A 25,772-nucleotide genomic window follows, 5' to 3' on the forward strand; every position below is an offset into this window, starting at 1 on the left:
CTTTGAATCAGTGTCCGGTCGCCTTCCTGAACTTCTCGCTCCCGTCGCAGACCTCGCCATGGCCAGGGCTGCCATTGCCGGCCATGCCGATGCCATCTACGTAGGCTTCCCGGAATTCAACGCCCGGGGGCGATCCGCGCTGCTGACTGCGACAGAGCTGGACGAGATCATCACGCTCTGCCACCGTCACGGCCTGCATGTATATATTGCGCTGAACGTTCTTATCTTCGAGCACGAGTTCGATACGCTGGTCGGTCCGCTGACCGAGGTTCTTCAACTGCGTCCTGATGCCTTCATCCTGCAGGATGTTGCGATTGCGCGCTGGCTTGCCGAACTCGGCGTGCGTATTCATGCCTCAACGCAGATGACGATCGCCGACGCCGATTCGCTTGCCTTTTATTCGCAGCTCCCCTTCGCCCGGTTCGTGCTTGCTCGCGAAATGTCGCTCGATCGCATCAAACAGGCATCAGAAAAAGCGAAAGAGCTGCGGCGGGAGATCGAATGCTTTGTTCAGGGAGCGCTCTGCGTTTCCTATTCGGGGCAATGTCTCACGTCAGAATCGTTCGGCGGAGGATCGGCAAACCGCGGACGCTGCGCGCAGAGCTGTCGCTTTCTTTACGACGTCGTTGTCGACGGAAAGACCGTCGCCCGCAATCAATATGCCGTCTCGGCCCGCGACCTGAACGCCGCTCCTGTTCTCGACGCTCTGATCGACGCCGGCGTCGACTGTTTTAAGATCGAAGGACGCCTGAAAGAGCCGCAGTATGTTACGGCCTCCCTTCTCTATCATCGGAACCGAATGCAAGGCCAGCGACGCGACGATACTTCGACTGTACTGACTCCCGATCTTGCCTTTTCGCGACGCTCTTTTCCCGGATGGATCAGCGGCGTTAACCATCAAGAGCTTGTCGATGCGCAGATTCAATCGCATGTGGGCGAATTCATCGGTCCGGTCGTGCAGATCGGTCGTGACGCTATCGTCGTGCAAACAGGAAGCGACAACTCATCGGCAAGCAATTCTCAGAACGATATCATTCCCGGCGACGGCATCGCCATCGTAAACGCCGACGGTTCACGTACCGGAGCATCGGTGATGCAGAGAGACCGGGACGGCGATCTGATGACATTGAAATTTCGAAGAGGCGCTTCTCTGCAATCAATCACCGAAGGCAGTCGCGTCTTTCGAAATCATTCCGTGCAGTTCGAAAGGCATGCCCGCTCTCTTCTCAGCCGAGATCTTCCTGCCGTTCCCGTCGACGTCTCAGCCGTCGCACAGATCGGCCAGCCCCTGAGCGTCACCTTCACCACCGGTGACGGATGCAGCGTTACCGTTCAAAGCGACGCACCCTGCGTAAGGGCCGAGAAATCGCCTCTTTCAGAGGAACGACTCAAAGCAGAGTTAGGCGCTCTTTCGGGAACCGCCTACACCCTGCGAACGTTCCGCCTGCACGCAGATGCGCCCGTATTCCTGCATCAGCGGGAGTGGAAGAAATGCCGGCGGGAGGCCGTCGAGAGATTAGACCTTATTCGATCAGCTCACGCGCCGATAACCGAAGTCGACGTAGCGAATGCCCTGAGTCGCATTCGAGAACGCTCTGCGACAGCGCATACCGGCCCGTATGCCGCACATGCAATAGATCAACAGGGACAGGTAATCTCGGCGGCACCCTCCGCGAAAGGCGCCACCGCTGGCAGGCTTCATCTGCTTGTTCGCGATCCCGATCACGTAATTCTACTGAATGCAAGCGAGGTGGCATCGGTTACGCTCGATTTCGAGTACGGACGCCATTTACAGAAGAGCCTCGACATTCTGAAAGAGAAAGGCATTCGCACAGGCATCGCCACCTATCGTGTGATGGCCGACGGCGAGGATCTGAAGTTGATCGAAAAGCACCGCCCCGACGTCGTTCTCGTCCGTAACGCCGGCGCCCTGCACCGCCTGAAAGGTTATCCAGCAGAGCTTATCGGAGACTTCGGTCTGAACGTCGCAAATTCGATCTCGGCTGATTTCTTTCTGGATCAGGCCGGTCTGCAACGCATCGTTCCTTCTCTGGATCTGAACGCCGAAGAGCTTCTTCAGATGATCGAGAATGTCGACTACAGTCGCATCGAGATCATACTGCATCAACGCATCGCATCTTTTCACATGGAGTACTGTCTTTATGCGAAGTATCTGAGCAACGGCTCGGACTATCGCAGCTGCGGCATTCCCTGTCATTCTCACCGACTATCGCTCCGTGATCCGGAAGGAGAGCTTCATCCGGTTTATACGGATTTTGCCTGCCGCAATACGATGTATCGCTCAAAGCCGCAGAGTATGGCAGGTCATCTGCAAACTCTGATAAAAAAAGGAGTTCAAGATTTTCGCATCGATCTACTTGATGAGTCAAAAGAAGCGCTGCGCCATCTGCTTGACCGTTATACATCTGCACTTGCACATCCCGAAACGGGCCGCTCCCTGATTCGGGAAGAAGGCTGGAGCGAAGGCCAGCTGCGTCGTAACGAACGCAGCATCAAGCATCGCAAAGCGGCCAGGCGCTAACAGGCTGCTGAAAAAGCAGCCTGCTAATGGAATCAAGCGCCTGGCCTTAGAACCCGTCCCGGGCCCCCGGTTCTGAAACTCCGGAGGAATCTCTGGACCGATTCTTAAAAAGACTCATATCAGAAGTTCACGCCAAGAGCGAAAAGCGCTTCCTGTTCGGGCGTCGGAATCTTGAGTTTAACCGAGCTCAGGCTCGTTTCGAGACCCAGACCCGACTTCTTCGCCAGATTGTATTCGATTCGATTCAGGCCGCCCTGCACGACAAGAAAGCGAGTCTTATTCAGATTGAGACGCGCTCCGATACGGCCGCCATACTTGAAAGCGGTACAGGCGCTGACATTGGCGTTATCCACAGAACAGATACCCGCACCGGCGACGGCGCCGATATAAGGATCGACGTCCCCATCCGGATTCATGTGAAGATTGAACCCGACATCAAGCAACGTATGCTTTGATTGCATTCCTTTGCTGTCGAATATGTCGGGGCGCGACATATAGATGAGGCTCGCGAGAAGCTGTTGATCGGCAGGAAGAGCGGCAACATCCTGAACGATGTTTGCTACGTAATAGGTGCGCTCGATATCGCCGCAATTCTTCTGGCAGAGCTGTCGATTTTCCGTGTGCGAGAGTCCGACGGTAAAGCCCAGAACCTGACTGCTGCCGAGACGATGCTCGTATTCTCCGAAGACCTTTTTCTCGCGACCTTCATATTTTTTTGGCGAAATGCTTTCGACAGTGGCAAGATTCCGGATGGGGTCGTTCGATGGGAATACCTGGACTCCGCCCTGATACAACCTGTTGTAAACGTTAAAGGCAGTCGGATGCTCCGTGAACTGGTACAATCCTACACCGCCACCAAGGACGATCGAAGAAGGGCCCGCCGCAAAAAGAGGAGTGCCCAGAAATGCAAGAACGAGTATTCCTGCAAACCTGCTGATATTCTTTCTCATAGCATTCGTTTAGACGTGCTGCGAGCGATTCTGTCAATTTTTTTCGGTTGAATAGTAACAGGAGGCTTGAAAACCAGAGGTAATCGTTCAGGCCCTGACTATGGAAGGAAAGATGACGGAACGCGAGTTTTTTACGGCATTGCAGCAGACGGTCCGCGAAACAGGCGAGATCGGCGACGTCTTTCCCTGCATGGTTGAGTGGAATGTGCCGCGATTCTTATTGAGCCATCTCTGGCCCGACGCTCTTTCACAGTCCCCGACTCAAAAGATCACCGGCCTGCCTCTTTTCTGCTATGCTGCAAGCGAAACGGGGTGGAATCAGCGGATTCAGAATATTAAAAGCCGGGCCGAAAAGAACGGCGACGGATCTTTTACTCTTCACCTGAACAAGGCCTATGTGATGCAGGCCGAGACGATTCTGCTATTGCTTCGTCTTGCAGACGACTTCTGTCTGGCCATGATTCCCTTTTCAGATGCACAGAAAAGGTTCACACTGATGGAACGCGACGAGCCGCACACAGTCTTTAACGCGTCGAATGGAAACGCCGTTCTGCATTACAGGCTTTCTGGAACGGCAACGGTCGACTCCGGCAGAGTTCATTCGATAAAAGAACGAGCCTATTCGCTCTATGGCGTTCAGATCCCCGCTCGCGAAATCACAGGCCTTGCTCTGCTTGCCGTAGCGCTTGCCGACCATCATTCGTATAGCGGAATCGAAGATCGCCGACATTGGTTTCGCGAAGGCGAGACTCAGATTTTCGCTGCCCGGGAAAACAGGAGGTTGCAGAAACACGACATCTCGCTGGCCATTGAACTGATCGAGACCTTTGCAAAAAGCCCCATTGAAAAGCATTCTATTTGGGAGCAGTGGACGTCTCTGGCAGCTCTATGGAAACGTTAGTCGCCCCTTCGCGAGTTGACGGACATGGCATTCATAGCGCTATCAGGAAACCGGTCCATATCTCAAAAACGAAACCCGAGGCCGGCCATCAGATGCTTGTCGGGGACGGGTAATACGAGTTTTCCTCCACCGTCCTCGCCGGTTACGTTCATCTCGACTCTTTCAATCTCCGCCTGGGCGAGGAGAAAGAACCTGTTCGTCAGGTTTATCGCCATTCCCAGTCGCGCCCCGTACCTTCCGATATTGCAGGTCATCCCGGTGACGTTTTCCAGTGAACACGTTCCATAGCCGCCGAAAAGGCCGGCATAAGGATCAAGAAAAGAATCAGCCGACGCATGGTAGTTTAATCCGACATCAAGCGTCGTATAAGAGTAGCCGGACTCTCGAACGGAGAGAAGAGAGGGCAGCAAGAACAACATATAAAATCCGCTGGATGAGGAACTCAAATTCGCCGGCGTGAGTATCAGTTCATTGAAAGTCTTGTATATAAGAAGATCAGTCCAATCACCGCAATTCTTGATACACTTCTCCTTTATCTTTCCAAAGCCGGCGCCGACGGTCAGACCGAGGCTCTTTGAGTCGAAGAAAAGGCGTTCATACTGCAGCCTGCCGACACTACCGCTCCCTTCCCACACGGGAGGTTGCGCCAGGGAGACGTCAGACATCATCCTCACAGGATCGGCTGGGTCCGTCCATTGATCCGCCAGGTATTTATATGAAGCATAATATTCAGGATCACGATGCTCTGTAACACGATACTTTGCCCCGCCACCGAGAAGCGTAATAGAATTTCGAACGTCTTCTGCTATCAGTCCCTCAAAGGATACAAACACGGCGACAAAAATCAATGTAGCATGAGAAAATTTTTTACAAATATTCATATACAACCACCTGCGACAATACTTATCGAGACAATAACCGGTTTCAATCTAGCTATCGATAATTCGACAAATAGTCAATCAGTATTTAACCTGAAGCGTCACTCTCGCCGTCACCGTAGCATTCCCACCGACGACCGGCGTTTGAACCATGCGCATCTCTGTCTGCAGAATCGGGCCCGAGCCGCTTTCATCCACATGGATCTGCACGATTTCCTTTATGCTAAGATTCAATACGGAAAGCACGGTTTCGGCCTGAGTCTTCGCATCGCTGACGGCCCGACGCAAGGCCTCTTTGCGAGCTTTTTCGAGTTCAGCCAGTTCGGGAAGGAAAGTCAGTCGATCTATGCGACTGGCCCCTTCTTTTACGGCTCCGTCGATTACGGTACCGGCGTCCTCGGTCTTCACGCGAAAGACGACCGTGTTCACCGCCCTGTATTCGCGAATACCGACCTCTGAAGCAGAAGATAGTTTCGACGAGTCATAAATCGGCTGAAGCGAGATTCCCGTCGTCTGAAGATCCATGACCTTCTTCGACTTCAGAAACCGAACAAGTCGATCGCTCTCTTTTGCCGCCTCTCGATGAGCCTCGCCGGCGGTCTTCGCGTGCCTGTCGACGCCGAGACGTATCTCTGTATAAACGGTAGGCAGGCTGATCTCTCCCCGACCCGTAACATGAAGCAGCCGGGAAGGCTCCACGTTTTGAGCCAGAAGGGGTGAGCTGAGGAAAACCGCCGCGAAGGCGATGCAGAGAAGTTTTTTATAAGGCATGCTCATCTGACGTGAAATCCAGATAAGAGTTCGCTGAGAAGATGGATTTTCGGGTGTCTTCTGTCGCGAGCGATGTGGTTTGAAAACAATAATGGAAATTTCCCGACGACTCTCTGTTAACGAAACTATGCATTGCCTATCATATCACAAATCAGAGAAACTCATCGCCATCGGATGGTCGACCGGCCTGGTCGAAATCCGCCGCGTAGACGAACGGGACGGATCTGTGGCAGAGCGACTCACCTCGTCCTTCTTACATAAGAAGCCTGTTAAGTTCCTTTCTTTCATTAAAGACGATCGCTTTGTTTCCGTCGATGAAGACGGCCATATCGGCATCTGTGGCATACAGGACGGACAGCCCATCCACAGGGCAAAGGTCGGCGGAGAATACGTCGAGGCCGCCCTTTCTGCCGATCAGAAGACGCTCTTTCTTTTCAGCTACAGGGGCATCGAAGATACGAATACCTTCGCCCTGGATATCGAGAGCGGACGATTGACTTTCGGGCCCGACGTCGATGATCTTTCCGTCCGCTCGCAGGTCTTCGCCGTCGATTCGCATCGCGCCGCCTATCGTTTTTTGCATGAAGAGAAGCTCACCGGCGAGGCAGAAAAGGCCTCGGGCGATGATGAGCGCATTCGCGACGCCCTTGCTGTCGTAAATTTTCAAACAGGCGAAATTGAAACGATCCTTTTCGAAGACGGGCCCGAGTCTACATTTGGAGATCTTGCTCCGATGTCCATTGCGCCCGATTTCAGCGTTGGCGTTCGACCGGCGATTGGCAGCCCGCCTCCCATTGTCGCCGGTCCTGACGGCGCTGAATCCGTAGCATTGCAGGTCGAGCTCTTTGATCCTCAAAGCGGAAAGGTTATACGGCGCATCTCCGTATTTGGAACGGGGCTCGAGAGCAAAGCCGATAAAAAAATCCTGTCCAACCCTTCGTTTCGACCGGCGGAGTTCCGGGAGAAGATGGATTCTCTTCTGAAAAATATAAGCTCACTGCAGATTTCCGATGACGGCAAGCAGGTCTGGGTTGGCGGTCGTGGCGGCGTGGTACGCGCGGTCATGCTCGACGACGACCGACGCACAACATTGATCCGCCACGGACTTGCAGGAGAGCGTCAGGGCTTTACGCTGAACGACGTCTTCGATACCAATGTGCATAACAATCAGACCCTTGCCGTCAGCGCAACCGGTCGCTTTGTAGCCTTTGGCGTTCCAAATGATTTCTTTGCGCCCGGCAGTGTGGATCTTTTTTCAGAGACACCGATTGAACTCCAGCCCAGGATCGCCGACAGCCAGTCAGGAGTACGACCGAATTTCGTAGCTCTGCAGTCCGACGGGAACCATATAGCGATGAACGTGCGCGGCGAGACGGCGTTGATCTTTCCACTCGATGAACAAGAACCGCTGCTTTCTCTCGACGTGCCCTACGGCGATGAGCTGCTCGATGCAAGCATCTCTCCTTCAGGGAAGGAAATCATCTTATCTTACGGGGGCAGGAATTCGCTGCGCATACGCGAGACGCAAGGCGGCGAGGATTCCGAAGTCGGTTTTGCAATCGAAGAGCTGCCGCTGCCGCCTCACACCATGTTCGGCCAGCATATCGACGATGACCTTGTTGTCTTTGTGAATTCCCATGGGACTGTCGTTACCCTGCATGATGACACCTTTGCCGCCATCCGAAACGAAGACGAAGGTACGGATGAAGACGACGATGATGAGGACGATGAGGAATACGAGGATAACGAAGACGAAAGTGACTACGATGACGAAAGCGACGAAGATGAATACGATGATGACGAAGATGAGCCTGATGAGGAGGAAGATAGCGAAGAAGGGGACGAGTCACGCACGGAATGGAAGGTGCGGCAGATCGAAGGCTTTGCGCCACTCAGCATAGAAGGGAATTACGAGGGAGATTTCATCTACAGCGAACATTTCGAGCAACGGTACGATCTTTACGCAGCCGCAGTCGGCAGCATCGAGAACGATCACATCATCAGTACGCTCTCTGAGGATGGTCGCCTTGACATATATCGATTTAATCGCGAAACCATCGCCCCGCTTTATATGCATAGAGTCGCCGGATGGCCGAAGCGCATGTCGGGCAGCGGAGCACACATTGCGGTCTTCAACTCTGAAGGCGGTTCCGTCGAGGTCTTCAGGCTCGAACGCTCCGGGGCACAACGGCTGCTCTCCTTTCAGGAAAACGGGCTTCGCATCGCAGAGCTGAAAGACGACGGCAGCGCTCTTATTCTCTTCAACGAACTTACGGGTGTCGTCTCGGTTCTCGATATCGCGACCGGGAAAGAGCAAGCGACATTGCGCTATAACGGTCCTGCCATACATAGCGGGAACTATCATAGAAAATCGGGCAGGCTGCTCCTTGTGGAATCTGACGGAACGATGCTTATCGTTGACCCTCTCGTCGGCAGTCTGATCGAAAGCCTGCGGTTGGAGAAGATCGATGAGGATTGGTCTTTACGCAAAGCATCTCAATCTCTTGGTTCCCTACAGACCATCAACGAGAGCGTTACCCGTAGCTTCGCGGCCGAAGAGGCGCAGGCGAAAAAAGATGAAGAGGCGGCCCGGCGAAGAGAGATGTTCGGCCATACGGTGACTCTCAATGCCGACGAGAAGCCCGTTCGCAAACAGATCGAAAAGGCCATCGAGAAAATCAAAAAGATGAAAAAGAGCGACCATGCAAATCGGGCCGCTCTCTTCGATGAACTACTGGCACCTTTTGCCGACCTGAGCTACGAGTCCGTATCCTTTAATGATTCGACGAAGGTCGATATCGGCCGCTGCTTTACCATCCGCGGATGCGAACGGCGCGACCTGGCCGACATTTCCGGCGCCCTTGCAGATTTCGAACAGGGGCGAAGATTCCGCTACCCACTCGCAGTGGACGAGGTCCTCGAAACCTACGCCTTTCACGAGAAGAACGCACAGAAGACACTTGCGTTAGCCGATCGACTCTCGCTCGATTTTGAGGCAAAAAAAGGAATCGGCATCCGAAAATCAACGGGCGTCTACTGCTCGATTCTGCAGGCATATCTGCTTCAGAACGACGAAGCAGGCGCGCGCCGTACGGTTCGCTTTATCGTCGACGACTTACTTCCGTATCTCGAAGAAAAAGACGACAAACATCCTCTGCAAAGGGTGATGGATACGCTGAAGAAAGCAAAGATCCCTTTTGCATCTGAACTGCTTACGTCGGTTAAAGAAGCCTCCAAGCCGAAATCTCCCGAACGCGACGAAGAAAATTTCACGCGATTGAAAAATGCCCTGAGTCGAGCACAGTTTCTCATAAAAAACGAGAGATGGCAAGATGCCGGCGCCTTTCTCTCGGGCGTCCTCGCTCCGTATCGGGATCTGCGGTATGCCGATCGCGCCCTTTCCAGCGCCGAAACCGGTCGAATATCAGATCTGCTCGGTCTGCAGGCCGAGATACTTTTCCGATCGGCCGATTACGAGAAGGCTCTCGTATACGCCGAACGGGCGATCGAATTCCGAGAGGCGAAGTACTATGGCATGGCAATGGAATCATGCATCCGACTGGGGCGTTATGATCGCGTCATAGAACTGTTCGAGCATATGCGCCTCTGTCCGTTCAACTGGTCGTCTGAGTATTTCAGTCCGCTCGCAGAATCGGACTATGCGCACGCAATCGCGATGCATGCGATCGCCGCGGAAAAAACAGGCCGTCCGGATTTTCTGCCACTGTTAACCGAATTGTACGGCGAGCAATCTGAGGCCATAAAAGGTCAAATGGCTAACGATCTGTCCGCCACGCTTTAATCACAGGAGAACGCCGGTGACCGGGTAGATGCAGGAGAAATCCAGGCACTGCCCGTTCATCGTAGCGTCATCAAATCACTTCAGCCGAACTCCAAATGCCAGAGAGGCGACGGCATCACCATAATCCTTCTTATGGAAAAAAGTATGATCCTCCGTAGCGAGCTTCATCGATCCTACAACAACCTCGTGTCGCTTCATTTCCTGTCGGCCCCATTCCATCTCAGCTTGCACAAAGTAGGAATCCACCAGATGAAAACGAAGCCCGATCTGTAGGGCCAGACGACCTATGTTGCAGCTGGAGTCGGAGCTATCAAACCCGGGATAAGAACAGAAGCCGACTCCCAGACTGCCGCCGAAGTAAGGATCCAGACGGCTATCATACAATGGATGATAGGCGACGGCAGTTTCAAGCATCGTATAACGAATCGTAACCTCGGTCTTCTGCACAAGCGGTCGCTCAAGCGAAGAGAGCAGTATGAGCGGAAAGGGACCTTCTCCCGGAATACTCGCCCTGTATATATTGCCGATCTGACCGCAAGGGAACTGGCAGCTCTGACGATTTGACGCGAACCGTATTCCGGCCGAAATTGCGAGAGTGGGAACACTCTGAGGTGCAAATTCAATTTTCAAGAAGGAATGGCGGCTACGCCCCGTCCATTCCTGGGCCATTGCAGCCTCAACATCGGCAAGATCACGCAATTCGGCTAACTCCGGAGATATCGGATCCTGGTAGTGCTGTACCGACCGCACCATGTAGGATTCGAAGATGGTCAGCTGGTTGACATAGCGATAGGATCCGGCGCCATAACCGAATAATAGATGGGCGCGCCCGTGTTCAAAGAATGACTCGGCCATCAGGCTGAACGGCGTGATCATCATCACGAGAACCGAAAGATACTTCATAGATCTTTTTCTGCTCGTTAATTCCAGAGTCAATCACTCCGTCTCCTGTAGCGATGAGCTGCTCTCTAATAAAAGCGATTCATGGTGCTCCTGCTTTTTTCGCTAAAGCATTTTGCTCGGCTGCCGAAGAATGAGTGTGAGTCGGAAGACCCATTCCATCTGACAGCAGCCTCTCAAGGCCCTCAATCAGAACCGCGGAAAAATCCGCCCGGGGGAATTTTTTTCTCTTCCGGGCTAAAGGCGCGGTGCCCACCCTACGATAAACGAATCAGAGAAAAAGGATAGATACACGAACCTCAGAGGTCCGTGGTGCGTTCACATAGAAGAAAGAAGAACGTCACCGCCTTCGATTACACGACGAAGGAAAAGGACAGGCAGGGTTCGGGCGTTCACCGGTGAAAGCCGGCCGTCATGAGGACGGATGACGCACGGGCGAAGAGATTCGGCCGGACGTCGGGAGAAATCCCTGAGCGCTTCGTTTCAAGGAGGAAACGAATGATCATCAACCACAATATGAGCGCGATCAATTCGAATCGCGTTCTCAAATTCCAGCACTGGGAAGTCTCCAAAGACATGGAGAAACTCTCCTCGGGCATGCGGATCAACCGCGCAGGCGACGACGCCTCCGGTCTGGCCGTTTCCGAGAAGATGCGTGCCCAGATCAACGGCCTCCGTCAGGCAGAGCGTAACTCTGAAGACGGCATGTCGATGATCCAGACCGCAGAGGGTTATCTTTCAAGTCTCGCCGACATCATCCAGCGTATTCGTGTGCTCGCCGTACAGTCTTCGAACGGCATCTACAGCGCCTCGGATCGCCAGATGATACAGGTGGAGGTTTCGCAGCTTGTCGACGAGATCGATCGCATTGCCAGTCAGGCTGAGTTCAATAAAATGAGCATCCTGAAAGGCGAATTCGCGCGCGGCTCTCGCGTAAGTTCCATGTGGTTCCACATGGGGCCTAACCAGCATCAGCGCGAGCGGGTTTATATCCAGACGATGACGGCAATGTCACTCGGGCTCAAGCGTATGGACGGGAACACCGTTTCTCTTTCTACAGCTGAGCTTTCCAACAGCGCCATCGGAGACCTGGATGCCGCTCTGAACCAGATCAACAAGCAGCGTGCGGATCTTGGCGCTTATTATAACCGCCTCGAACACACTGCTAAAGGACTCATGAACGCCTACGAAAACGTTCAGGCGTCGGAGTCGCGGATCAGAGACGCTGATATGGCTGAGACGTCCGTAAGCTTCACGAAGAATCAGATTCTCGTGCAGTCAGGGACGGCGATGCTCGCTCAGGCGAACATCAGGCCTCAGACGGTTCTGCAGCTGCTCCGCTGAACAGGGATTGATACTCCTGCCTCTTAAGAGGCATTCTGAATAAGCGTCTTTCCACCGCCCGGGCGGCCGGTGTCGGCCGGGGGGAGGACGCAGGATGCATCCTCCGGCTCTTGCTTGCAAGAGCAGTGCAAAGGAGTGCAGGATGATTATCAATCACAACATGAGCGCGATTAACGCTAATCGCGTTCTCAAGTTCAACGTCTGGGACGTGGACCGCTCCATGGAAAAACTCGCCTCCGGGCTCCGGATCAACCGGGCTGGAGACGACGCTTCCGGGTTAGCCGTCTCAGAGAAAATGCGGGCGCAGATACAGGGACTGCGTCAGGCTGAGCGAAACGCCGAGGACGGGATGAGCTTCATCCAGACCGCGGAGGGCTATCTGCAGCAGACTGCAGATATCATTCATCGAATCCGCACGTTAGGCGTGCAGGCGGCGAACGGCATTTACAGTGCTCAGGATCGTCAGCTGATTCAGGTGGAGGTATCTCAGCTTGTTGACGAGGTGGACCGTATCGCCAGCCAGGCGGAGTTTAACCGGTTCGACCTGCTTCTGGGTCGTTTCTCGAAGACCTCGCGAAACGGCTCGATGTGGTTCCATATGGGACCGAATCAGAATCAGAGGGAGCGTGCCTTCATCGGTACGATGACCTCGACGTCTCTGGGGCTCCGCGGTGCGGATCGCAGAACGGTGAGCGTATCGACTCCGGGAGCCGCGAATGCGACGATCGGAGCGGCCGATAAAGCTCTGGATGTGATTCTGAGGCAGCGTGCCGATCTCGGAGCGTATTATAACCGCCTCGAGCACACGGCAAAGGGGCTGATGAACGCCTATGAAAACGTTCAGGCCTCGGAGTCGCGGATTCGGGACGCAGACATGGCCGAAGAGGTGGTGAGGCTGACGACGAAACAGATCCTCACCGAAAGCTCGACTGCCATGCTGGCCCATGCCGGCGTCCGACCACAGGGTGTATTGCAGCTCTTGCGATAACCTGTACCGGTCTCAAAAGCCCGGGGAAACCCGGGCTCTTTTCTTATCGGAGTCGTGATGCAATCCTTTAGACGAAAGACAGAAGAAAAAGGAAGTCACCCTGGAACCGGAATGATGCTCCAGAGCAGAAAAGACAGCTTTCCAAACCCTGGCAGGGCGCCTGCTCTCAAAGGAATGGGCTTCCTTTCATGAAGTCTCTTTTGTTGTAATTTATAGCCTTATAGCCATTTCCTGAGCTTCTTTCGGGATTTTTTTGAATCAGTTCGACTATCCAGAGACCTCCCTGAATACACAGGGAGGGTCTATGCCACATTTTATTAAATTGCCCGAAGAGGTTGCGGCGGTCTTTGGAGATGCCGCTCCAAAATTTGTTGACTTTCTTGCAACGACGTTCTCCATTCAGGGAGACGAGGTTGCTCACATGTCTGCGATTTCCTTTGAAAGAACGCTCGAGAAAGAGACATCAAGCATACGGCTCGAAATCGCCGAACTGCGCACCGACACGCAGACGGCCATCGCTGAACTCAGAACGGACACGCAGACCGCTATTGCCGATCTCAGAACGGAGACCATGACTGCCATTGCCGATCTCCGGACGGACACTCAGACCGCTATTACCGACCTTCGCTCTGAAATGAAGGCGGATTTTTCGGACATGCAAAAGCAGATATCTGGAATCCATAAAGACATCTCAGCACAGACAAAGTGGATTCTCGTCGGATTGGCGGCGGCGGTTACGCTCTATCCTATTGTCACGAGATTGGTCAGTCGTCTGTTTCCTTAAACGGCAGGACTGTCATCGCCCCGGCAAGACAGAGTCCGATATGTGCCTTTATGCTAAACATTAGCCTCTGCTCCAACCTATTCGCCGTCCTGGCCACCACTACCAGGAACCGCTCGATCCACCGCCGCCAAAGCTGCCTCCTCCTCCGGAAAATCCTGAAGAGCCCGACGAACTCGACCAGCCGCTTCCTCCTGAATATGAGACGTTACTGCTAACGCCTTCTGATATGCGTTTCAGTCCGGGGATTCTGGGCGCAAAGATGCGCAGGATCGGTACTCCGATAAGATAGAATCCGATCAGATACTTCCATTCGGCAAAGCCGAATATGACGAGAGGGAAAACCGTCCAGAAGATCAAAAGAAAAGGATACATGAAGCCAAAAGGCATCTCTTTATGAAATATCATCATAAACGTAAACACGCCTATAACAAACATGGAAAACGGACCGGCGATCCACTTGCCCTCGGGTACGCCGTCATAGGCCATCAATGCGTCCATTACCGGAACGGCCTCCACTTCGGGTAACTCTCCGCTTTCGATAGTCTTAGCGATCCGCTCAACGCCCGCCTCAATGCCCGATTCAAAGTCACCGCCGCGAAACTCAGGCAGGATCGTCTCGTCAAGGATGCGCCGACAGGAGGCGTCGGGCAGTATGCCTTCCAGTCCATAGCCGACTTCAATGCGAACCTTGCGATCGTCGACGGCTACAAGAAGAAGAATACCGTCATCGACATCTTTGCGGCCGAGCTTCCATGTCTCGGCCACGCGAAGCGAATACTCTTCGAGGATCTCGCCTTCAAGAGATTGTATCGTAAGGACGGCAAGCAGAGCCCCTACAGGTCAACGAGCGAGGCGAAAGGCTCTTCCCAGACGCTGAAGTACGAGCTCTCGCTCTGAGCGTAAGCAATCAGATCTGCATAAAAGGGATGCATGCTCAGCGTCGTACTATCGCCGACCAGAATCAATCGTCTTCGCGCCCGTGTCATGGCCACATTCGTGCGTCGCAGGTCTTTTAAGAATCCGATCTCAGCCTCTTCGTTATTTCTTGTAAACGAGACGCCGATCCAGTCGCGCTCCGCTCCTTGAAACGAGTCGACCGTATCGACTTCAATCGCCTGCCCTGTCGGAAGCGTGGCCACATCAGAACACAGGGAGCGCAGGAGATCGACCTGTGCCCTGTAAGGCGCTATCAGCGCGACGGATTCTGGATCGTCTTCGCCAAGCCGTAACATCCGTTCGACAATGCGAACAAGCAGCATCGCCTCAAAGCGATTGAAGCGGCTTTCGGAATCGGCATCCTGCTCCTCTGTGGCGTCGCTACCCGCCGTATCGACAAAGAGCAGCGACCCGGTAAGGCTAACCTCTGCTTCGGGCTTCATGCGCATGGGCGGGCGATTGAGCACTGAGTCGTGCGTAACAAGACGACCTTCATAGAAGCGTTGATTGGAAAAGCCGAGGATGACCGGCTGCATACGGTATTGTTCATTCAGGAAGAAAACGCGACCGGAATCTTTATGCCGCTCGATCATCTTCGCGAAAAGCGTTTCAGAGAGCGGCGAGGCAGGAAGGCGGATCAACGGGGCAAGCTGCTGATGATCCCCGGCCATGATGATGCGCTCGGGATTCTTCAAAAGAGGGATATAACAGGCCGGCTCAAGCGCCTGTGTTGCTTCGTCGATCACAACGGTGGTGAACCGCTTTTCCCGAATAGAGGGATGTGACGCTCCGGTTAACGTTGCGCAGACGACGGGCGTCCTTTCGATGATGTCGCCAAGCGCCGTCTTTTCCATCTCGCGGATCGTCTTCTGCAGCGCTCTGTATTCGGCAAAGAGAGACTCTCGTTCCGCTCGCTCGGCAGCGCCGAAGCTGCGACGGAAACGGCGGGCCTGCCGGAATAATTGCGCGGCCTCCGCACGGTATTTCGCAAGCAGCTTCGCCTCTGATCGCGACTCCATGCGGCCTTCCAGTGTGAGCGCCTGTGCTGCATCGTAGACGCGAGCCGGATGCCCGATACGCAGAACGGGTATGCCCTGCTCGTCGAGTTTCAATGCAAGCAGATCGACGGCAGCATTCGTCGCCGCGCATACGAGCACGCTTTCTTCGCGCCTGTAAAGGGCGGCGATCGCTGCAACAAGCGTCGTCGTCTTTCCGGTTCCAGGAGGACCATGAACGACGGCAAAGTCGGGCGTATTTAGTATGCCTGTAACGGCCTCGTCCTGCGATGCGTTTAACTCATTCGAACGGTGTGGCTCTGATTCTAAGGTAAGAGCCGAAAGCTCTGTATAACCAAGTAGCCGATCGCGCAGTCGGGCACGCTGCCCTTTCTCTCCTTTTTGATCTTCGGCCTCAAGCATCTGCTGTAAGGCGAAACGCATCTCGCGCCAGGTGAGATCCGGAAAGGACGCCTCAAGTCGTATCTTTCCTTCTTCAATCCAGTCCGGATAGTCGTCGACGACGACATCTATCGCCGCTGAGCTGATGCGTACGGCTATACCGTCGGTCACTTCGTCATCGCGAAACAGCTTCACCGGTGCGCCTTCTGTGATACGATGGCTCAGCGGATCATGCTCAAAACGCAATTTCCAGCGTCCGCCACGGTAGATGATCCCCTCTTGAAAACGAAGCGGATAAACGGCCAGCCCCTCCGCCTTTTTCTGTGCAAGGGAAAGACCTTTCATCAGATCGGCATGTTCGGCGCGCTCCGCCTTCTCCTCGTCAAGGAGCGCCGAGAGAACGGCCTGGAGCTCTTCGTTTGCAGTGGAATATCGAGCCACGATCCAGAGCGCGACGCCACCCTCTCCTGAAAAGAACGATTCAGCTGGCGGCCGGCGTCTGTTCCTTCTGCAAAGCCAGCCTCTTTGCCTTCGCCGGCAGATCAGAGGAAAGCAGGTTGCGCCTGAGGATCTGCACACCAAGCGCATGGTTCAGCAACGCATCGATACGAACAAGCTCTGCCTGATCTCCGGACGGATGTCGTCTGCGCCGTTCCAGCTCTCGAACTCCCTGCCGGTCAAGAAGACCGGCTTCTTCGATGGCCTCGTCAGAGAGGAAATCCGCTGCCAGATCGGAGAAGGCCCTGCTCTTTTCTTCGTTACGATGAGCCGGCGGGGCCATGAAGGCAAATTTCTCACGGTTATACAGCTCTTCGGGTAACAGGCCCTTCATCGCTTCGCGCAGGACATGCTTCTCGCGTCCTTCGCGAATCCGCAGATCGGGAGCGATCTGAAAGGCGACGGCGGCAAGGTTATGATCGAGAAAGGCCGGCCGAGCCTCCATACTGTGAGCCATGTCGACGCGATCGCCTCCCCACGTAAGGATCTGCCCTTCGAGCATCGTCTTGATCCACACATATTGAGCAATATCAAGCGGATGACGCCCTCGAATACGATCCGCTGATAGAGTCTCGGCGATTGCCCCGCCAGGATCGTATCCACGCAGACTTGCGCGAATCGTCGGATGCAGCAATGCCGGGACATCGGATCCGGCGGCAAGCCACGGCTGGAGCGAAGACGGCGTGAAGCCGCAGAGGGCGTTCAGGGCGGAGTTATCAATCTCGTTTTCAGAGAGCATGGCGCCGCGAAAAAGCGCATTGGATGACTGCAAACGCCTCTCATGATGCGAACCCGATGCCTGATCGGATCGCAGGAAGTAATCGCGACGAAAACCCGGATAACCAGCGAAAAGCTCATCAGAGCCCTCTCCCGTCAGAACGACCCGGTAGCCCTCATCGCGCACATGGCGGCTCATCAAGAATTTTGCGACGCCAAGCGTATTGTAGATAGTTCGTTCCGTATGCCAGTGTGTGTCGACGAAGGACGTATACAGGTCTTCGCCGCGCAACATCATAATATCCTGATCGGCTCCTGTAGAGGCCGCCATGCGCTTTGCAATGGGGCTCTCGTCATAACCGGCGTCATCGAAGCCGATCGTAAAAGCCTTCACAGGATCCTGACGGCAGGCGGCGGCAAGCCCCAGGATCGAGCAGGAATCGATACCGCCCGAGAGATAGCATCCGACGGGCACATCGGCGACTAACCTCGCCTGGATGGCGTCAAGTAGAGACGCACGCACGCGCTCGATGGCATCTTTTTCATCGGTAAAACGCCACTCGCCGGCAAGAGGAAAATCGGCATCCCAGTAGGTGTGCTGCTCGATATGAAAACCGCCATTGCGCTTTCGTCGCACCGCAAGGAATCGACCCGGCGGAACCTGACGGATGCCTGTGTACGGAGTCGTTCCCGGAACCTGAGTCTGCATGAGCTGGTGAAAAAGCCCTTCCTCTGAAAAGGAGCGTGGAACGTCAGGATGAGCGAAAATCCCTTTCATCTCTGACGAAAAGATAAGGCGATCCTGATCGGCATAATAATAGAGCGGCTTGATACCGAAACGATCACGGGCAAGAAACAGCGTATCGCTTCTGCGATCGAAAAGAGCGAAGGCAAACTCTCCCCTCAAGTATGAGAGAGTCCCCTCTATGCCATACCGTGGATACAGATGCAGCAGAATCTCTGAATCGCTTTTGGTGCGAAAGCGATCTCCGCGCGCGTAAAGATCGGCACGAATCTTTTGAAAGTCGTACAGTTCTCCGTTCACCGTGACGGCTATCTCTCCGTTAGCCGAAAGCAACGGCTGACGACTGCGCTCGTCCAGATCTATAATGGCCAGACGCGTATGTGCCATCCCGAGTCCGCGCTCATGGTCGACATGCCAGCCGTATCCGTCGGGGCCCCTATGTCTCTGAATGGCTACCATACCCGCCAGCGTCATCACGTCGGGTGATGCTCCGTCAGAGTTCCAGTATCCGGCGATTCCGCACATTATAATCCTCCTCGTGCCGATCCGGCATCGATCACTTCTCCAATCCTTTGCACAAGACATGTAAGAAGCGCCATGCGTACAAAAACGGCTCCTCGCGCCTGAGCGAAATACCAGTTATGCGACGTCCCGTCGAGATCGAAGGCAAGCTCCTCTCCGCGCGCAAGCGGATGCAGAATAATACTGCCCTTCTTGAGCGGCAGGTCCGCCGAAAGTCGCATATCGCCGGTTAACGTTTCGTAGGTGTCGCCCACCCATGCGATCGAGTTAATATAGATAACATCCAGGTTATTCAGAACCTGTCTCAAACGACGTTCACATCGGATCTTTAATCCGGCCTGCTCAAGCTCTTCCCGTTGCCCCTCTGAGAATATCTCGCGGTCAGGATGTATCACGACAACCTCTTCAATAGCGTAGTCGATAAGAGTAAGCATTAAGAGCAGGCTGCGTACCGTGCGCATGCGGCCCGGAGTTCCGATGATACCAATGCGAACCTTGCTTCGTATCGTGTGTCTGGAGGCAAGATCAGGCCGCCATTTCAGGATCGTATAAAGATCGGCAAGCGCCTGAGTAGGATGCTCATCGATTCCATTACCGGCGTTCACTATGGGAATACGCAACGAAGGCAGCATATCGTACACGGCTCCGGCATTGTTATCACGGAGAACCATCACGTCTCCGTAGTTGGAAAACATCTCGGCAACGTCTCGCAGACTTTCGCCTTTTGCTATACCCGTAGTGGCGGGGTCGGTGATCGACATGATATCGCCTCCAAGCCTGTGCCAGGCGCTTTCAAAAGAGATGCGCGTCCGCGTGCTTGGCTCGTAAAAGGCGCTGATCAATAATTTTCCGCCAAGCGGTCGGTGAAGCGGGACGGGTTGGCTTTCGTACATGGCAGCAAGGCGCAAGAGCTGAATGACCGTCTCATGCGAAAATTGACGGACCGAAACGATATGACGATTGGCGAGGTCCATCAGCGGAGCGGGATTCTCTTCGATCGCCTCCATCAATGCCACCGGCCGCTCGATACCGGTGACGCCGTCGCGTACACGAACCGGCTCTGTAAGCAATGGATGCAGTAATGCTGTATTCATAAGCGTACCTGATCCCCTTACCATATTTTTTTTCTGACATAGTCGACGACCCAGAGCAGTGCGAGCAATAGCGGAACAAGCGCACACAGGAACGATGCAGCGTACAGGATAACCTTAAAAGTCACTAAATCAAGAGTCATACTTTCCTCGTGAAAGCTCAAAGCGTCCTGGAAAAGCCACGCTCGCGGCCACAAGTACAAGCAGCGAAACGGCCGCTCCGAGCAGAGCCGAAACATAGAAGCCTACGATAAAATAACCGGCGAGACCGGCCACACTGCCCGCAACCATACTCAGACTGACGCCCGTAGCACTGGTACGTTCCCAGTACAGGCCGCCAAGAATCGGCCAGATCATGCTGGCCACGAACGGACCGGCGAAGTTGAGTATCTGCCCCATGCGCTCCAGGTCGGGCAGGCAGAGCAGCCAGACGACGAAGGCTAACCCCAGCAGCATAAAACGCGATGCCTTCAGTCTTTGCTCCGGAGTGGCCTGTGGCTTGAGATGCCGACGATATACGTCTTCAACAAGCAGATCCGTCGTCGCCGCAAGCAGCGAGTCCATGCTCGATGCAAGAGCGGCGAAAATGATGACAAAGATGAGTACGGCGCCGACCTCTCCGGCCAGATGAGCGGCGGCAAGCGGACCGACCATATCGGCACGCGGAACGTTCACCGCCATCGCCGGTGCGACAAAGGCAAGGTATCCGGCGACGACCGGTACCGGAACCCAGAACAATCCAGAAAGCAGATAGGCCTTCGCCCCTACTCCTTTACGAAAGGCAAACGCTCGACTCCACCAGACGTTAGAATGAAAGATCTCACCGATACCAAAGATGAGATTATTAAAAAGAAACATGAGAGCGGCGGGCAGTAACAGGTTCAAAAGCTGAGGCCGCTCGGTGAGCAGCGCGGCATGGGCCCGGTCCACCATATCGCCCGTGCTGATGCGATAACCGAGAAAGGCGATACCGCCGAGAATAATCAGGCTCTGAATAAAATCGGTAGCTATGACGGCGCGCAGACCTCCAAGCAGGGTGTACAGCGTACACACGCCCAGGATAACCGTCATGCCGATGCGGTATTCGATACCCGATAATGCCTGGATCAAAATACCGCCGGCCATGCCCAGGCTTACAAGCCATCCCATCGCATAAACAAGAGAGAAGAAAAGAAAGATGCGCCATGCCGTATGCCCGAATCGCATGCGCATAAAATCGCCGGCCGTACAGCCATCAGGCAACATCGCCCGTATGCGCTCGGCCATCGGTGCAAAGAGGATCAAACCGACGGCGCCGAGAGAATAACCGAATACGCCCAGAATGCCGAACTCATACGCGAACTGCGGAGCGACCATCGTAGTGTTAGCCGTCACCCAGGTAGCCATCGCCGTAGCCGTTCCAAGTGCCAGTCCGACATTGCGACCGGCAAGCATATGATCATCGATCGTCTTCGTCTTTCGCCCCAGCCACCATCCAAGCAATACCCAGAGTACACTGAACCCGAGCAGAAGCAGACCGGCCGTTTCGAATGAAAGAAAGAGCGTCGTTTCCTTGATTATACCCGTGGTCATGACAGCCGTAAATGCTGGCATCATGCTTCGCCTCCGCGCCGACTACGTAAACGCAACTCCCCGAAAAACAGAGCACCGGCACTGAGCATGAACAATACGAACCCACCCGAGAGCACAATCAAGCTACGACCGAGATCATGATGCCTGACCTCTACCGAGGTCTGGCCATATGATCCGGGTGAACCCGCCTCACTGATGCGAAACCGATAGATTCCATCCGGACGACCACTGATCACCGTTGACCGATCATGTCCGCGATAGACGGAGCGGCATCCGTCTGTCGAACATTCTTCAAGCAGATAGTCGCTGTCCTGAGTCGGAAGCATCGCTATAGCAGGCCCCCATGAGAGACGAAAAGAACCGGTCGTTGAAACGACATCAGGGGATTGCAATTCCGGTGCGGCATGAAGCGAGGCACTCAAAACCATGAACAGGATGAAAAGACGAATCAAAGCCTCACCTCACGTTCAACGGGGATAACGAGAACCCTCCCATCTCCCTCACCTGACTCCTGCCTTGATCCCGTCGAGCAGAGATTCTGGATAACCCTGATGACCCGTTCTACGGCCTCATCCTCTACAAGAAGCATCAACACCGTCCTTGTAACGAAATCCACCTCGAACACCGTACCTCTATAAAATTCCTGCACGTGAACCTCGCTCCATTCCTGTACAGGGAAGAAGCGCAACTCGCTCACGCCGAGCGCCAGCAGCTCTTTTTTCAGCTCTTCGAGCTTGAACGGACGTATGTATGCCTCAATTTTTTTCATAGCAAACAAGAAAGGAGATCACGGCCCGAGAGGGTCTAACCAGAAGGAAGATACAGGGAAAGAGTAACGAGCGAACGTTACAAAAAGAAGATAGGTGCAGACACCAGATCCCCGACCCGCGATTGTATTTCAGCGATTGAGGTCACAATACATGAGAAAGAAATATGAGTCAACCGGAAACGAGAAAAAAACGAACGCAATGTCAACCACATATAACAAAACAAAAAGTAATTTATTCCATTGCGTATTACATGGCATCGTTCAATCGAAAAGCTGCAACTGCGGATCATCTTCTGATATAAAACCATGCACACTCAATCCCAGGAGTCGCACCGGGCGCCCTTCTTCAAGAAGCTGCTCTAACAGGGATCGGCCCATCTGATGCAACGCATCCGCTGCCACGGGAATCGAAGAGCGCGTTTCGCTCTTCGAATGCGTTTCAAAATCGGCGTATTTTACTTTCACTGTAATCGTTCTGCCCGGCTTACCATGCCTTGCAAGGCGAAAGGACAGGCCCTCTGCAAGCTGACGTAATCTCTGCATGAGTTCAACGACATCGCTTACATCGGCCGAGAAAGTATCTTCGATGCCCACCGATTTGCGCTCCCGGAAAGGTATCACAGGCGCTTCGTCGATTCCGCGCACAAGTCGATAGAGATGCATTCCGCTTTTACCGAAAAGCGATACAAGCTCTGACAGGCTTCGTGATTTAAGATCGGCTCCCGTGAAGATGCCATGCTCCTTCATCTTTTTCTCGGTAACCTTGCCGACGCCGAAGAAATCGCCGACGGGCAGCGCTTCGAGGAAGGCGATCGCCTGATCTGGCAGGATGACGGTTAACCCATCCGGCTTGTTCATGCCCGAGGCGATCTTTGCAAGGAATTTTCCCGAGGCCACTCCGGCCGAAGCGGTGAGGCCCGTTTCTTCTTTAATGCGAGCCTTGATCTGTCGAGCTATGGTCACGGCATACGGTATCTGGAACTTATTCGAGGTTACATCGAGATAGGCCTCGTCGAGAGACAGAGGTTCGACAAGATCCGTATAGCTGACAAAGATCGCCCGGATCTGATCCGATACTTCTTTATACACGTCAAAGCGCGGAAAAACAAAAACGGCATCAGGACATAGTCGGTAGGCCTTCGAGCAGGCCATCGCAGATCGGATGCCGAATTTACGCGCCTCATAACTGGCCGTACATACGACAGAACGCGAATCGGGCGGTCCTCCGACGACGACGGGTCGACCGCGAAGATCGGGATCATCGCGCTGCTCGACGCTCGCATAAAAGGCGTCCATGTCGATATGAATGATCTTTCGCATTGACACACAGAGAAGAAACGCCTCACGATACAAAAAATGCCACAAGGGCCCCAGCCGCATAGAGCACCAGCGCCGGAGCCATGCGTCTTTTCATCGTCGGATGTGCCAGCGCAAGCACCATCGCCCCTTTCGTAACGGTATTTGTAAAGGCGGCGATCAATATGGCGCGCACAGCGACCGGGCCGAAATCGCCGTTCTGACCGGCAAGCTCCATCATTGACAGTACGACCGGATCGACATCGGTTAATGCCGACAGGGCCGATGCCGCATACACGCCGCTCTCGCCGAAAAGATCGCGGGCCACATGGGCGATAAAAGTCACCCCGCCGAACAGCAGACCGAATTTGATCGCCACACCCAGCTCGAACGGATTGGGGCGCTTCTTCGTAATGGTCGTCTGCGCGGTTTCACGGTCGCTCTTCCAGAGATAGAAGGCATAGATCAGACCCGGAAGCAAAAGCATGGTTAACGAAATCGTCAGACCGCCTATCAGCTCCGGACGCAACAGCACGACCAGTGCGACGATACGGACAACCATCACAGACCAGGAAAGAATGACGCCCATAGTAAGGCTGGTTGACAGCTCGGGTTCTGCGACGCTTCTTCGGGCGAAGCCGAGCGTGATCGCCGTGCTTGAAATCAGGCCTCCGATGATGCCCGTAAGCCCGATACCTGACTCCTCTCCGATCGCTTTCATGAGAACGTAGCTGACGAAGTTGATGGCCGATATCAGAACGACCATCAGCCATATCTTGTAGGGATTGAGATACTGCCAGTCACCCCAGCCGAAGTTCCGATCGGGCAGAAGCGGTAGAACGATGGCCGTGATGATGGCGAACTTCAACGTGGCGCTGATATCTTCGGGCTCGATTCGCACGATCATCCGGTTAATCCATTTCTTGATCGCGAGAATAAAGGCGATGCTGACCGTCACCGAGACCGCCAGCAAAAACATGCCCTGCATACACAGGCCGCCGATCAAAAAGGCAAGCATCGCCGTAATATAGGTCGTCGTGCCCGTCGTACCCGACAGATGCCACAGGACGTTTGAAGCGATCAAGAGAAGGGCCAGCGCTCCGAAAACGACGACGAACATCCATTCCATTCCGAGAGATTGACCGATGTATAACGAGATGGCGCCGAGCAGGCTGATAAGTGAAAACGTGCGCACGCCGGCGAAATGCCTTTCGGAAGAATCGAGCGAACGCTCTTCGCCGGCATCTAAAGCGGCATCGTCGGGCGTCGATTTCAGCTGATCGGGAAGAAGCGAAACGTTATGCGAAAGCTGGCGTTCAAGGCCGAGAAAAAGGCCCAGCGCAAGGGATAATCCGAAACGAATACTGAGATCGATCTCATTCATCGATATCCAGGATGTCGAGAAGAAAGAAGGCGGCAAGATCGTTTCGACCGGTCATGCCCGATTTCTCGTAAATGGAAAGACTCTGGTTGCGGATCGTCTTCTCGCTCTTGTTCAACCGAGCGGCTATCTCGCGAAAACTCAGCCCCTGGATGATCAGCCTGGCCGCCCTCTGTTCTTCGGGCGAAAAGCGCCAGCGCCCAAACTGATCGTTCATCGCACGGCGCAGCGTCTCGAAGGCATCGCGGTTTTCCTGTCTGTATCGTCGCAGCTCATCGGCCGTCTTCTGGGCCTCCCTGCGCGCCTCATCGGCCTCGGCTCGAATCCGCTCCATCTGCTCGCCGGCCCGACCCAGGGTGCGCCGATGCCGAAGCAGCAGAAATATGGCAAAGGCCGTAATCGACGTAACCATCACCGCCTCGGAAAGCTGGTGCAGGCTCAGCGTCTGCTCGGTGACCAGATGATACAAGACATCGTACAGATTAAGAAAGACAAGCGCCCCGACGAGAATCGCACCGGGACGGGAAAAAGGCCCGGCGGGCATAGGATTCAGACTCTGGTGTACGGGCTCGTCCATACGCACAGGGTCTGGCTCAGAGGCAGCGCGGCAAGTGTTTTCACCGGGGGCAGAAGGCTCTGAGTGCCTGAGGAGGGGCTTGGGTTAGTTCCGGGGAGGTCGCTTTTTTTCAATTTATTGAAAAATCCCGAGCGACTGTTGTCTGTGAATTGCGGAGGCCTGCCATGAAACACAAGATTTCCTCTATATTAGTATGCAGCCTGTTTTCTCTGGCCTCCTGCATGCAGGCCGAAAAGGTCTCGCTGGATACCTCGGGCGCTGAAGGCCTTCTTTTGAGCGGGCTCAGCATCGAGCTCGGGCTCTTTGGAGGCAGCGGGGGTGGTGGGGAGTCTGTCGAAAAACCTGAATCAATTCTGAATTCCCCTGGAAATTACCGGCCGGGTAGATTATCGGGGAGCATGGCACGCTACA

At 54.3% G+C, this 25,772-nt stretch carries 22 protein-coding genes; 7 read left to right on the top strand and 15 right to left on the bottom strand.

All coding sequences use genetic code 11. From position 1 onward, the window contains the following. The first annotated feature begins 10 nt into the window (after nucleotides 1-10). A complete protein-coding gene (locus LEPIL_RS12650; protein ID WP_143464750.1) occupies nucleotides 11-2,542 on the top strand; it encodes a U32 family peptidase in 2,532 nt (843 codons plus the stop codon). Nucleotides 2,543-2,661: 119 nt separating this feature from the next. On the opposite strand, the gene LEPIL_RS12655 is transcribed toward LEPIL_RS12650, so the two are convergent. Next, nucleotides 2,662-3,492 (bottom strand): hypothetical protein, encoded by an 831-nt coding sequence (locus tag LEPIL_RS12655; RefSeq protein WP_002772927.1) that lies wholly within the window; start codon nucleotides 3,490-3,492, stop codon nucleotides 2,662-2,664. Between the two features lie 100 nt (nucleotides 3,493-3,592). Between LEPIL_RS12655 and LEPIL_RS22155 the strand changes: the two genes are divergently transcribed. Next, nucleotides 3,593-4,393 (top strand): hypothetical protein, encoded by an 801-nt coding sequence (locus LEPIL_RS22155; RefSeq protein ID WP_002772928.1) that lies wholly within the window; start codon nucleotides 3,593-3,595, stop codon nucleotides 4,391-4,393. Nucleotides 4,394-4,455: 62 nt separating this feature from the next. Here the strand turns inward: LEPIL_RS22155 and LEPIL_RS12665 are convergent, their stop codons facing one another. Both LEPIL_RS12665 and LEPIL_RS12670 read right to left on the bottom strand, forming a co-directional pair. After that, a complete protein-coding gene (locus LEPIL_RS12665; RefSeq protein WP_157135072.1) occupies nucleotides 4,456-5,241 on the bottom strand; it encodes a hypothetical protein in 786 nt (261 codons plus the stop codon). Between the two features lie 111 nt (nucleotides 5,242-5,352). Then, nucleotides 5,353-6,042 carry an SIMPL domain-containing protein gene (locus LEPIL_RS12670; RefSeq protein WP_157135073.1) on the bottom strand — a complete coding sequence of 230 codons (690 nt, stop codon included), beginning with the start codon at nucleotides 6,040-6,042 and terminating at the stop codon, nucleotides 5,353-5,355. A gap of 127 nt (nucleotides 6,043-6,169) precedes the next feature. Here LEPIL_RS12670 and LEPIL_RS22160 point away from each other — a divergent pair, with 127 nt between their 5' ends. Then, nucleotides 6,170-9,844 carry a hypothetical protein gene (locus LEPIL_RS22160; RefSeq protein ID WP_002772931.1) on the top strand — a complete coding sequence of 1,225 codons (3,675 nt, stop codon included), beginning with the start codon at nucleotides 6,170-6,172 and terminating at the stop codon, nucleotides 9,842-9,844. Nucleotides 9,845-9,919: 75 nt separating this feature from the next. Here the strand turns inward: LEPIL_RS22160 and LEPIL_RS12685 are convergent, their stop codons facing one another. Then, nucleotides 9,920-10,747 carry a hypothetical protein gene (locus LEPIL_RS12685; RefSeq protein ID WP_002772932.1) on the bottom strand — a complete coding sequence of 276 codons (828 nt, stop codon included), beginning with the start codon at nucleotides 10,745-10,747 and terminating at the stop codon, nucleotides 9,920-9,922. Between the two features lie 495 nt (nucleotides 10,748-11,242). On the opposite strand from LEPIL_RS12685, the gene LEPIL_RS12690 reads away from it, so the two are divergent. The 3 genes from LEPIL_RS12690 to LEPIL_RS12700 all read left to right on the top strand — a co-directional run bounded on the left by LEPIL_RS12690 (nucleotide 11,243) and on the right by LEPIL_RS12700 (nucleotide 13,860). Further along, the gene (locus LEPIL_RS12690) at nucleotides 11,243-12,088 is read left to right on the top strand and encodes a flagellin N-terminal helical domain-containing protein (protein ID WP_002772933.1); all 846 of its coding nucleotides are present in this window, start codon (nucleotides 11,243-11,245) and stop codon (nucleotides 12,086-12,088) included. A gap of 142 nt (nucleotides 12,089-12,230) precedes the next feature. After that, nucleotides 12,231-13,076, top strand: coding sequence for a flagellin N-terminal helical domain-containing protein (locus LEPIL_RS12695; RefSeq protein ID WP_002772934.1), 846 nt, complete (start codon nucleotides 12,231-12,233; stop codon nucleotides 13,074-13,076). 253 nt (nucleotides 13,077-13,329) lie between these two features. After that, nucleotides 13,330-13,860: an LA_3696 family protein gene (locus LEPIL_RS12700; RefSeq protein WP_245826888.1), complete on the top strand. Its 531-nt coding sequence runs from the start codon at nucleotides 13,330-13,332 to the stop codon at nucleotides 13,858-13,860. Nucleotides 13,861-13,959: 99 nt separating this feature from the next. On the opposite strand, the gene LEPIL_RS23805 is transcribed toward LEPIL_RS12700, so the two are convergent. From LEPIL_RS23805 to LEPIL_RS22165, 11 genes are all read right to left on the bottom strand, one after another. Beyond that, entirely contained in the window at nucleotides 13,960-14,688 is a 729-nt protein-coding gene (locus LEPIL_RS23805) for a TPM domain-containing protein (RefSeq protein ID WP_078123465.1), read from the bottom strand. Nucleotides 14,689-14,693: 5 nt separating this feature from the next. Continuing rightward, a complete protein-coding gene (locus LEPIL_RS12710) occupies nucleotides 14,694-16,634 on the bottom strand; it encodes an AAA domain-containing protein (RefSeq protein ID WP_002772936.1) in 1,941 nt (646 codons plus the stop codon). A 40-nt stretch (nucleotides 16,635-16,674) separates the two neighbouring features. Continuing rightward, nucleotides 16,675-18,678, bottom strand: coding sequence for an asparagine synthase (glutamine-hydrolyzing) (gene asnB, locus LEPIL_RS12715; protein WP_002772938.1), 2,004 nt, complete (start codon nucleotides 18,676-18,678; stop codon nucleotides 16,675-16,677). Next, a complete protein-coding gene (locus LEPIL_RS12720; protein WP_002772940.1) occupies nucleotides 18,678-19,769 on the bottom strand; it encodes an aspartate/ornithine carbamoyltransferase family protein in 1,092 nt (363 codons plus the stop codon). Before LEPIL_RS12720 ends, asnB begins: the two co-directional genes overlap by 1 nt. Before the next feature lie 17 nt (nucleotides 19,770-19,786). After that, complete coding sequence (locus LEPIL_RS24045) at nucleotides 19,787-19,909, bottom strand: hypothetical protein (RefSeq protein ID WP_002772941.1); 123 nt, start codon at nucleotides 19,907-19,909, stop codon at nucleotides 19,787-19,789. Then, nucleotides 19,899-21,338: a sodium:solute symporter family protein gene (locus tag LEPIL_RS12725; protein ID WP_143464752.1), complete on the bottom strand. Its 1,440-nt coding sequence runs from the start codon at nucleotides 21,336-21,338 to the stop codon at nucleotides 19,899-19,901. The genes LEPIL_RS24045 and LEPIL_RS12725 overlap by 11 nt, the downstream gene beginning before the upstream one ends. A 20-nt stretch (nucleotides 21,339-21,358) precedes the next feature. After that, nucleotides 21,359-21,790: a hypothetical protein gene (locus LEPIL_RS12730; protein ID WP_002772943.1), complete on the bottom strand. Its 432-nt coding sequence runs from the start codon at nucleotides 21,788-21,790 to the stop codon at nucleotides 21,359-21,361. Next, a complete protein-coding gene (locus LEPIL_RS12735; protein ID WP_002772944.1) occupies nucleotides 21,787-22,107 on the bottom strand; it encodes a P-II family nitrogen regulator in 321 nt (106 codons plus the stop codon). Before LEPIL_RS12735 ends, LEPIL_RS12730 begins: the two co-directional genes overlap by 4 nt. A 261-nt stretch (nucleotides 22,108-22,368) precedes the next feature. After that, entirely contained in the window at nucleotides 22,369-23,433 is a 1,065-nt protein-coding gene (gene dinB, locus LEPIL_RS12740) for a DNA polymerase IV (protein WP_425435255.1), read from the bottom strand. A gap of 16 nt (nucleotides 23,434-23,449) precedes the next feature. Then, nucleotides 23,450-24,787: an MgtC/SapB family protein gene (locus LEPIL_RS12745; protein ID WP_002772946.1), complete on the bottom strand. Its 1,338-nt coding sequence runs from the start codon at nucleotides 24,785-24,787 to the stop codon at nucleotides 23,450-23,452. Further along, nucleotides 24,780-25,361, bottom strand: a complete 582-nt coding sequence (locus tag LEPIL_RS22165) for a helix-turn-helix transcriptional regulator (protein WP_002772947.1) — start codon at nucleotides 25,359-25,361, stop codon at nucleotides 24,780-24,782. Before LEPIL_RS22165 ends, LEPIL_RS12745 begins: the two co-directional genes overlap by 8 nt. 164 nt (nucleotides 25,362-25,525) lie before the next feature. Here LEPIL_RS22165 and LEPIL_RS23810 point away from each other — a divergent pair. Then, a partial coding sequence (locus LEPIL_RS23810; RefSeq protein ID WP_040918778.1) for a hypothetical protein occupies nucleotides 25,526-25,772 on the top strand: 247 nt, incomplete at its 3' end.

The sequence above is a fragment of the Leptonema illini DSM 21528 genome (assembly GCF_000243335.1).
Classification (GTDB): domain Bacteria; phylum Spirochaetota; class Leptospiria; order Leptospirales; family Leptonemataceae; genus Leptonema; species Leptonema illini.